At 57.6% G+C, this 710-nt stretch carries 1 protein-coding gene; it reads right to left on the bottom strand.

All coding sequences use genetic code 11. The features are described from left to right. Positions 1–234 (bottom strand): hypothetical protein (locus tag BBJ66_RS35525; protein ID WP_244511756.1); only part of this gene is annotated, 234 nt, incomplete at its 3' end. Positions 235–710 lie beyond the last annotated feature (476 nt).

Below are 710 nucleotides of genomic sequence, written 5' to 3'. Positions count from 1 at the left end.
GCGGTGCCTTTGATTGTCGCGAATGAGGCTGGCCTGCCGCGCCGGCGTTTGACCCCCATGGGTGGAACGTCGTCGATAGCTTTCAACGTTCATTTCGAATGATCGTTGCGTGATGAACAAGTCGGTCCACCGCGGCACCCGCCCGCAGGCATTAGTTGCAGGATACGGGTCGGCATCGAGCACCCAACTCACACGTTGGCTCATGATCGCTGTATGAAATGCATCCGGCGCCATGGGCGGGTTTCGTCCTGGCCTGAAGCCATAGTAGAACCCGCAAAGGGTAGGCCGTCATAGACGGCACTAAGCACTTCAGCGACCGCGCCAGCATCCTTCGCACCCGAGGCTCTTCCCGCATCCGTATCTGTCTACACCTCAGATGCGACAGCCGTCGCCTCTTGGGATGCTGGCCAAACGTCACGTTTTGAAGGAAGACTGGCGACGTGCACATTCGATGTCGCCCCCGGCACTGGGGATCGTCTCATCTGGGTTGGCGCGCTGCACGTGGCCGCGTAAAAACGGATTCTCTCTCAACGGTTTGGTGCTTTTCAAGAACGACTGGCATCTATTGCTCGATCCATCTCCACCCTATTGCAGGAAAAGGTAAATGTCGCTCTGCATGCCTGATGGCCCCAGAGTGGCCGTGTAGGGCACACCATGGATACTGAAGTTGGTGGGTTTGTCCGCGCTCGGCAGCAAGTCAAACAAGTACA

The organism is Rhizobium sp. RSm-3 (assembly GCF_001854685.1).
GTDB lineage: Bacteria > Pseudomonadota > Alphaproteobacteria > Rhizobiales > Rhizobiaceae > Rhizobium > Rhizobium ecuadorense.
Note: the sequence above shows the minus strand (reverse complement) of the source record. Positions and strands in the feature narration are given on the sequence as shown.